Annotated in this window: 9 protein-coding genes and 1 pseudogene; 7 read left to right on the forward strand and 3 right to left on the reverse strand. The window is 69.2% G+C overall.

From position 1 onward, the window contains the following. Positions 1-688 precede the first annotated feature (688 nt). Positions 689-940 carry a tyrosine-protein phosphatase gene (locus tag B073_RS49535; RefSeq protein WP_018543392.1) on the forward strand — a complete coding sequence of 84 codons (252 nt, stop codon included), beginning with the start codon at positions 689-691 and terminating at the stop codon, positions 938-940. Between the two features lie 669 nt (positions 941-1609). Here B073_RS49535 and B073_RS0138545 read toward each other — a convergent pair. After that, entirely contained in the window at positions 1610-2587 is a 978-nt protein-coding gene (locus B073_RS0138545; RefSeq protein ID WP_018543394.1) for a quinone oxidoreductase family protein, read from the reverse strand. Positions 2588-2679: 92 nt separating this feature from the next. On the opposite strand from B073_RS0138545, the gene B073_RS0138550 reads away from it, so the two are divergent. The 4 genes from B073_RS0138550 to B073_RS0138560 all read left to right on the forward strand — a co-directional run bounded on the left by B073_RS0138550 (position 2680) and on the right by B073_RS0138560 (position 5440). Continuing rightward, positions 2680-3024: an ArsR/SmtB family transcription factor gene (locus B073_RS0138550; protein ID WP_026248139.1), complete on the forward strand. Its 345-nt coding sequence runs from the start codon at positions 2680-2682 to the stop codon at positions 3022-3024. 382 nt (positions 3025-3406) lie between these two features. After that, positions 3407-4675: a GNAT family N-acetyltransferase gene (locus B073_RS0138555; RefSeq protein WP_026248140.1), complete on the forward strand. Its 1269-nt coding sequence runs from the start codon at positions 3407-3409 to the stop codon at positions 4673-4675. 19 nt (positions 4676-4694) lie between these two features. Then, positions 4695-5066: a DUF6086 family protein gene (locus B073_RS48655; protein WP_234025269.1), complete on the forward strand. Its 372-nt coding sequence runs from the start codon at positions 4695-4697 to the stop codon at positions 5064-5066. After that, entirely contained in the window at positions 4961-5440 is a 480-nt protein-coding gene (locus tag B073_RS0138560; RefSeq protein ID WP_026248141.1) for a beta-ketoacyl synthase N-terminal-like domain-containing protein, read from the forward strand. Before B073_RS48655 ends, B073_RS0138560 begins: the two co-directional genes overlap by 106 nt. Here B073_RS0138560 and B073_RS48660 read toward each other — a convergent pair. Further along, positions 5417-5809 (reverse strand): transposase, encoded by a 393-nt coding sequence (locus B073_RS48660; protein ID WP_234025270.1) that lies wholly within the window; start codon positions 5807-5809, stop codon positions 5417-5419. The genes B073_RS0138560 and B073_RS48660 overlap by 24 nt on opposite strands. A gap of 254 nt (positions 5810-6063) precedes the next feature. Beyond that, positions 6064-6237 (reverse strand): annotated as a pseudogene (locus B073_RS48665) (transposase); the annotation flags it as partial. A gap of 231 nt (positions 6238-6468) precedes the next feature. On the opposite strand from B073_RS48665, the gene B073_RS0138570 reads away from it, so the two are divergent. Both B073_RS0138570 and B073_RS0138575 read left to right on the forward strand, forming a co-directional pair. After that, complete coding sequence (locus tag B073_RS0138570) at positions 6469-6879, forward strand: RidA family protein (RefSeq protein ID WP_026248142.1); 411 nt, start codon at positions 6469-6471, stop codon at positions 6877-6879. Positions 6880-7185: 306 nt separating this feature from the next. Next, on the forward strand, positions 7186-7674 hold the full coding sequence (locus tag B073_RS0138575) for a GNAT family N-acetyltransferase (protein WP_018543399.1): 489 nt from the start codon (positions 7186-7188) through the stop codon (positions 7672-7674). Positions 7675-7979 lie beyond the last annotated feature (305 nt).

The raw sequence follows: 7979 nt of genomic DNA on the forward strand, positions 1-7979 counted from the left end.
GCCCCTGCCACTCCGTGTCCCCTCCGCACTCTGCGTGTGACGCGCACGGGGTGACGCAGCCGCCGCAGACGCAACCGCCATCCCGCAACCCCCCAACCGCGTCACGGCTTTCACCGCATATACAAACCTATCAGCGATATTTTCGAAATCTCCACACGCAGATCGAACGGAAACAATCAGACGGGGTCCGGCAGCGTCTCATCGCGTCATCGCCTACAAGCCAGGGACGATCGGATGCCGGTGAGCCGGTAGAGCCGCAGCCCCGGCGATCGGGATCACCACGGCCGGGCAGACCCGCGACAGCCGCACGCCGGGCGTGCCGCCCCCGGTGACACTTCGCGTCACGCGCCCAAAGGCGCCGTGGACGGTGCGTTCGTCGGAACCGGCCGGCGGGCGGATCCGTACGGATCCGCTGCACAGAGCAGCCAGTTCGGCCCACGAACCTTGCGAGGCAAGGAGCATCATCGTGCCAGGCCCGCGCACCACCACCACGGACACATCATGACGGGCTCACCGGCGGTCCCCGAACCCACCCACGTATCACTGCGCTCCGCGCGCCGCCCGCCCGCCTTCCCGCGCGACTCGCGCATGCACCGCTCCGCTGGCACATTCCAGCAGACGCGTATCGACTGGGCCCGGAGCCACAGGGGCGTGCGCTCCCCCGAGCACACCGTGACCGAGCTCTTCGATGCCTTCCACCCTGTTTCGCTGCGGACTCGGCGGGGACCGCACAGGGTTGGTGTCGTTGCTGTTGCCGGCCCTGGCCGACGTCGAAACCGAAGCCATCACCGATGAGCACACATTGTCGTTTGCCGCCGGACAGGACACCGGTTCCCGCAGGAGGACGTCCTCGCGGCTCTCGACGGCTTCGACGTCGATGCCTGCCTGCTGGCAGGCGGAGCCACCAAAGCCGATCTCGCCGAGCTTCGTCGCCGGCTGACAGACCAGGCATGCCAGACAGTTCGAGCTGTCTGATCGGGTGATGCACATGTTGGGCTTGCAGAAGAACAACATGTGGTTGGGTGCCTCACCCGCGAAATTTCCGGTGCGGCACCCACTTCCGCCGACCGCCCCGCCGACGGACACGGGGAACGATCGACACCAGGCTGCCAACGCTGGCGACGAACAACCGAAGCAGGCCACAAGCCCGCTCCAGCCGCCCCTCCCACAGGTTCACCGTCCCCAACGACATGCAGGAAATACCGATCAGGAGCAGCACGGCGGCGACCACCAGGCAGTGCCAGGGCGCGAACGCAGCCGCCTCGGCGGTCGGCTCCGCAGGCGCCGCGGACACGCCGGGCGCGGCGGTGGGATCTCTCGTCCATGTCGACGGCGGGGCAGGGGCCGGGGCCGGCAGCCGGCTGGTGCCGGGGCGATGGCGCAGGCGACCGCGGGGCCGTCGGCAGGGCTGCCCCCGGCGGCCGCGGTAACCACCATCGTGCCTGCGGCAGCACGAAATACGGCAGGCCGCCCACGGCGCCTGGCGGGCCCCGGAGGTCGCGGCACGGTGAACAGGGGCCTCCCTCGGACCCGGCCGGTCGACCAACGGTGAGCAGGACACGACGGGGGTGGACCCGCCTGGCGGCCCGTCGCGTGCGGGAGCCTGCAGTCAGTCCGTGACGCGCAGCAGCAGCTTGCCCGTGGACGTGCGACCGCCGATGAGCTGGTGTGCCTTGGCCGCGTCCGACAGGGGGAACTCGGCGGTGACGGGAAGGACGACCGCTCCGTCGCTGACGGTGCGCAGGGCACGTTCGGTAAGCGCACGCAGGGCGTCGGGGGCGGACTCGGCGAGGAAGAGCGCGGAGAAGCCCCCGATGGAGCGGCCCTGCGCGTACAGCTCGCCCTGCCCGGCCTGCCAGGGCTCGGCGCCGCTGGCGTTGCCGAAGGACACCAGGCGCCCGAAGACGGCCAGTGCCTCCAGGCCGCGGCGCAGCGTCTCGCCGCCCACCGGGTCCAGGACCAGGTCGACGCCCCTGCCGCCGGTCGCCCGGCGGACGTCCGTCTCGAAGGTGTCGGGCCGGAACACCGCGTCGTAGCCGTGCTTGAGTGCGTAGTCGGCCTTGGCGTCGCTGGAGGCCACCCCGTAGACCGCGCCGGCGCCCGCTGCCCGGGCCAGCTGCCCGACCACCGTGCCGATGCCTCCCGCCGCGCCGTGCACCAGCACGCTCTCCCCGGCCTGCAGCCGCCCCACCTCGTGGATCAGGGCGTGCGCGGTCGGCAGCACGGTCGGCAGCGTGGCCGCGGTCCGCAGGTCCAGCCCCGCGGGCAGCGGGAAGACGGTCGCGGCTTCGGCGCAGACCACCTCGGCGTAGCCGCCGCCGTCGACGAGTGCGGCGACCTCCTGCCCCACCCGCAGCCCTTCCACGTCCGTGCCGACCGCCCGGATGCGCCCGGAGACGTCCAAGCCGGGGCGGTAGGGCAGCGACGTCACCCGGTACCCCGCGGCACGCGCTTTCACGTCGGCGAAGTTCACCCCTGCCCAGACGACCTCGATGGCCACCTGGCCCGGCCCCGGCTCGGGCGCCGGGGCCTCGATGATCCGTAGCACTTCGGGACCGCCGTACTCCTGGAACTCAACCGCACGCATACGTAAGCCCACCCTTCCACGAGTGTTCGACCGGAAGCGAACACTAGCACTGTACGATGGCCATCGAACACTGGGCGGAGGAGGACTTCGAAATGTCGGACCAGGCCGAATGCGCGAGTCACCGTTCGGCGCCCGTGCACACTCACCCCGACGACGTCCCGCTTCTCACCGCCCTGTCCGCGCTCGCGGATCCCGTGCGCATGCAGCTGATCCGCGAGCTGGCCGGCCACCCCGACTGGACGCTCAGCTGCAGCAACTTCGACGTACCGGTCGGCCGGGCCGCAAAGAGCCACCACTTCTCGGTTCTGCGCGACGCCGGCCTGGTCGAACAGCGCGACCAGGGCCCCAAGCGGCTCAACCGGCTGCGCCGCGAAGAATTCGACGCCCGCTTCCCCGGCCTCCTCGACCTGACCCTGCGCACCGACGACACCGAGTAACAGCGGCCGGCTCCTCCGCGCGGCCGCCCCGCCAGCGGGCCGGGCCCAGCGCCTGCTGCCGTTGGGACCGCACCTCCCACAGCGAAACGTCACGTTCCTGGTTGGTTTGATCACGGCTTCGCAACCGTCCTCACACGGGTTCCCACCCACCCTGGTAAACGGGGTGTGCGTCACACGTCCGCAGCGGTCGGACGGGCCGTGCAGGGCGCAGCGGTTGCCGCAGAGGATGGTGGCTCGTCCACGAGTTTCGGACAGCACCGGTAGCAACTGCGCTGTCCGTCAAGCCCGGTGATCGAGCCATGGCTTCTACGGCGACCACCGAAACATGAAAGAGCGGAGCGTGGCAGAGTCCGGGGCCGGTCTCCCGGTCCGGCTCGGTGTGATGTACACATGGCGGGTGACGACCTCGCCGCTTCCGCTTCGTCCGGTCACTGACCAGGAGTTCGTACCCTGGGCGCGCATGATTGCCGACACCTACGGCATGGACCGCTCGGAGCAGGAGTTGGCGGACCAAAGGGCCGCGACGCAACTGGAGCGAACTCTGGCAGCCTTCGACGGTGACGTGCCGGTGGCCGGCGCTTCGGTGTACAGCCGGATGCTGAGCGTTCCCGGAGGCACCCTGCCCGCGGCAGGGATCGCCTCGGTCGGCGTGGCCCCGACGCACCGCCGCCGCGGCATTCTCACGTCGATGATGCGGGCACAGCTGACGGACCTTTACGACAACGGCCGCGAGCCGATCGCGGTGCTGCGTCCGTCGGAGGCCGGCATCTACGGACGCTACGGCTACGGGCCCGCGACGGTCGGAAACCTGATGCGCTGCGATCGACGCGCCATGCGATTCCGCCCCGACATCGACTTCGGAGACGGAACCATCCGTCTTCACGATGTCGGCGAGGCCCGCCCCCTGCTGGAGAAGATCTACGACCAGGCACGCACCAACACCGTCGGCTGGCCCGACCGGCACGAGGCTCACTGGACAGTGCGCCTGGCCGACTATCCGCACCGGCGGGGCGGCGCCACCTCCTTGCGCTTCGCGGTGCACTACGAGGACGACGGCCACGCCACCGGCTATGCCCTCTACCGGTACGGCTCGGTCCCTGACGGGCTCGGCGGCAGCACCGGCGCGGTGCAGGTGCTGGAGCTGGCGACGCTCTCACGCCCGGCCCATGCGGCGTTGTGGCGTTTTCTCGCCGGAATCGACCTGGTGAGCCGGATCGACTACGAGAGCGCCGTGGACGAACCGCTGCCGCACCTGCTGACCGATCCGCGAGCCGTGCAGAGCACACTGGTGGACCGCCTGTGGGTACGGCCGGTGGACATCGACCGGGCCCTGGCAGGCCGACGCTACACCCAACCACTCGACCTTGTGCTCGATGTGCGGGACGACTTCTGCCCGTGGAACACCGGACGCCACCGGCTGCAGGCCGACGGCGGAGTTGCGGTCTGCGAACCCACCACCGCACCGGCCGACCTGCACCTGACACCGGCGGAACTCGGCGCCGCCTTCCTCGGCGGCACCACACTGACCGGCCTTGCCGCCGCAGGACTCATCGAGGAACTGCGGCCCGGTGCGCTTGCCCTCGCCTCGACGGCTTTCCGCGGCGAACGCGAGCCATGGTATCCGGGTGGCTGGGGCTTCCCGCTCTACTGAATGGGCCTCCCGCCTGTTCATGAGCCAGGTGAGCGTCTATCAAGCCGATCTGGGTCCACCATCCGGAATCGGGCCCATGCACGCTGACGAGTGCCAGATCGACCCCGGCGGGTTCAAAGCGTTCGTCGACGCCCTGCTCGCGTGGCATCGGCGGATGAGCCACGCCGTCATGGGCGCCCCGTCCGAGGGCTTCGTTGCCACGGTGCTGGTCCTGGCGGAGAGAGCGGGCATCGAGGTGAACTGTGCCTCGATACCACCGACGGCCTGGACGCCGAGCGCCTGGGAGTGTGCCTGGGCAGCATCATCGGCGGCGCCCCCGTCCTGGCAGCCGCCTCCCACACCCTGCGCGACCACGACGTCCGCCGCGTCTCCCCGCACACCGCACCGATGACCGTCCCCAACAGCGCCTCGGCGCACCTGGCCATCGAACTCGGCCTGCGCGGCGAAGCCCGCACCATCTTCGCCACCTGCGCCTCAGGCACCGAAGCCATCGGCCAGGCCACCGACCGCATCCGCACCGGCGCCGCCGACATCGTCATCGCCGGCGGCACCGAAGCCGTCATCACCCCCGAGGTCATGGCCTCCTTCATCGCCATGCGCGCCCTGACCGCCCGCAACGACGAACCTGCATCGCGGCCCGGCTGGAACTGCCAGTGGTGCCGGCGAAGATCGAGGGCGTGCGGTCCAGGGCGAGGCGCCTGGCCGAGCGGGGGTGGCTGGCCGTGTCGCCGTTGGGTCGGTTCATGCCGCGGCAGTCCACCGTGACTGCTCCTGCCGTGGCTGGGAAGCCGGACGGGCAAGGCGGCGGCTCATGAGCATGGCCTGCGAGAAGTGGATGAACGCCTCGCTGCTGGCGGGCAGCGTCGCGAAGTCCCGCACCAGACGGTGCGAACGCATCAGCCACCCCAACGTGCGCTCCACCACCCACCTTCTCGGCAGGACCACGAACCCCTTCATGTCATCGCTGCGTTTGACGATCTCCAGGGCGAGCTGAAGATTCTCCTTCGCCCAGGTGACCAGGCGACCGGAGTAGCCGCCGTCGGCCCATACGAGCGTGATCTTGCGGAACCGTGTCCGCAGGCAGGGCAGCATGATGCGGGCGGCCTGCCGGTCGGTAACGCCAGCGGCACACACGAACACCATCGTGACAGGCCGAGACAGTCCGTGATGGCGTGCCGACGCCTGCCGTTGATCTTCTTGCCACCGTCATGGCCGCGTGACGCAGCGGGTACCGAAGCTGCACCCTTGACCGACCGCGAGTCGGTGATCGCCGCGGTCGCCTCCGCCGTGCGACCTTCGGCCTCACCGACCTGACCGCACAGCCGGTCGTGAAACTCCTTGGCCAGGCCGTGGTGCCGCCACCTGCGGAAGAAGGCATACACCCGGTCCCACGAGGGGAAGTCGACAGGCGTCGCACGCCACTTGATCCCGTTGTCGGTGACGTACCGGATCGCATCCAGCATCGCGCGGTGGCAGTAGCCCTCCGGCTGCCCGCCCCGGCCCTCCGGCCACGCCGGAGTCGGCATCGCGTCCCGCACCACCTCCCACTCCGCGTCCGTCATGCCCGACGGAGACACCGGCACCCGGTTCGGGCGGTCGGACGCGTTCCCGAACCGGTGCGCGAGCAATCGCACAACGACACACGGGAGTTGGACGGGACGGGGACCGGCAGGCAAAACTGGAACAGCAGGGCTTCCATGGTGCTCGTGTCGGTGTCCCAACCCCGAGCTACCAAGGAGCCCGGAGGGGAAATTGTGGTGCGTGCTGCCACCACGCTAGTCAGACTTGCGGACATGACTGAGAAGATCACCCGCATCAACCCCGAGCTGCTGCATGAGACGCCCGGCTACCACCACATCACGGTGGTAGAGGCAGGGCGTACGGCCTACCTGGCGGGACAGTGCCCGCTTGATCGGAACGGTGACCTCGTCGGTCCCGGTTCCCTCGACATGCAGGTCGACCAGGTGATCGCGAACGCGCTCACTGCCCTGGCAGCGGCGAGTGCCCAGGCGCAACACGTGGTGCGGTCGGTGATCTACGTGCGGAGCGACGAAAGGGAAAACCTCGCAGCCGTATGGCGTCGGCTCACCGAGTCTGCCCTGGGTCCGGCGTTCACCACCGCCAGCACGCTCTTGGGCGTTGCCCAGCTGGGCTTTCCCGGACAGCTCGTCGAGGTGGATCTCACCGTGGCGCTGCCTGACTGATTTCGAACGACGTATCGAACTGGGTAGCCCAGCTGGGCATTCGCCGGACGTTGGGGCGGCCTTCGTCTGATCACGTGCATCCGACCAAGGTGCATGTGACCACGACGAAGGTGTCCCGCCTCACCTGGTCTTGCCGGTGCGTGGTCCTGTGACCTGGCCGGATGCAAGATGACATGAGACGGATTCTGGAAGATGTCTCATGTGGCATTGCCCGTCCCGGACGGATGTGCGGCGGTGTCTCACTTGAGATTGCCCTGGGCACGAAAAGTGTTGGCGGCTCTGCGGCCCTGCCAGCATCCTGTCCCAATGCTGATCAGGGACGCTACCGCCGAGGACTGGTCCGCCATCTGGCCCTTCTTTCACGAGATCGTCGCCGCGGGCGAGACCTTCACCTATCCGATCGATCTCAGCGAGGAGCAGGGCCGCGACTGGTGGCTCCTGTCGGCCCCGAACCGTACCGTCGTCGCCGTCAACGAAGCCGGAACGGTCCTGGGCACGGCGAAGATGAACAACAACCACATGGGCAACGGCTCGCACATCGCGAGCGCCAGCTACATGGTCGACCCGGCGCACTCCGGACGGGGCGTGGGCAGGGCGCTGTGCGCGTACACGGCGGAGTGGGCGCGCGCAGCCGGCTTCCGGGCGATGCAGTTCAACGCAGTCGTTGAGACGAATGCGCACGCGGTGCAGCTCTATCGGTCCCTCGGATTCGAGGTGCTGGGAACACTGCCAGAAGGTTTCCGGCATCCGACGAAGGGCTATGTCGGGCTCCACATCATGCACCGCGCCCTCTGACTTGCGGTCTCACTTGATCTTGCCTCCACGATGCAGATCCGGGAACGTCAGGTGAGACAGAGGCAAGATCTCGCAAGACCGGCGCCTGGACGACGGCGACGTCCGCGGTCACGGCGCGGCGGCGAGGACGGGTTGTGCGAACCGAACCGGCGCTTCGAGGTCGCCGGGCCGCCGTCTTTGTTTCGTCGGAAGCGCACGGCGCCGGCTGACGGGTCCGTCGCGGCGCGGCGCACCAAGACGTCCGGCAGGTTCCGGGCGGCTGCTCGGACGTCGCTCGAAGGCCGGTGGTATGCGGCTCGCCCCGG

Origin of the sequence: Streptomyces sp. MspMP-M5 (assembly GCF_000373585.1) — a bacterium.
Taxonomy (GTDB): Bacteria; Actinomycetota; Actinomycetes; order Streptomycetales; family Streptomycetaceae; genus Streptomyces.